Source organism: Streptomyces recifensis (assembly GCF_002154615.1).
In the GTDB taxonomy this organism is placed as follows: Bacteria; Actinomycetota; Actinomycetes; order Streptomycetales; family Streptomycetaceae; genus Streptomyces; species Streptomyces griseoluteus.
The window spans coordinates 1-664 of the sequence record NZ_MUNH01000862.1; the positions used below are offsets into that span (position 1 = coordinate 1).

Consider the following 664-nt stretch of genomic DNA (forward strand, 5'->3'; position numbering starts at 1 on the left):
CGCCGTCCGCGGGGCCCTCGTGCTGGTGATCGGAAGTAGCCACAGTTCCTCCTCGCCGTCGCCGTGGTGGACCCTCCGGCGGCGCGCTGCGTGCCGGCGGGCCCCTGCGACTACCGTCACCCAGAAAGCGGCCGTCTGCATCCGGTGGGCGACGGCGGCCGGCGGCTCAGCCCGCGACCGTGTCCGGGTCGCGGGGTCTGCCGCCCTCGGCCAGCGCGTCGACGGCGCGGCCCCGGTACTCGCGGTAGCGCCGCAGGTACGACCGCGCCATGGGGCCGGGGGGCACGCCACGCGCGAAGGCCCGCATGTTCCGTTCGCCGGCGTTGTAGCCGAGGGCGAGCAGCTCGTCGCGGGTGTAGCGGCGCACATGGGTGCGCGGAAGAGCCCGGTCGAGGTCCCTGAGGTGCAGGGCCGCGACGCGGACGGCGAACGCGGGATCGTCCCGGAGGTCCTCCCAGCGCCCCGACAGGCCGTACGCGCGCCGGACCGATTCGAAGGCCGCCCGGTGCATGTTGGCCACGCCGAAGGACGCGCCGGGCTTCCACCACTGCCAGAGGCGTTCGAGGAGCGGGTGGTGCGGTTTGTACGCCTCGTTGTGCAGGACGGTCATCAGCAGCACCGGCGACACCCCGGCCGTCTCGGCACTGCGGGCGACGGTCCCGGC

Annotated in this window: 1 protein-coding gene; it reads right to left on the reverse strand. The window is 74.8% G+C overall.

Features of this window, described 5'->3' with window-relative positions; all coding sequences use genetic code 11:
* Window positions 1-166 precede the first annotated feature (166 nt).
* On the reverse strand, window positions 167-664 hold a 498-nt coding region (locus CCN33_RS30405), incomplete at its 5' end, for a lysozyme family protein (protein ID WP_086696496.1).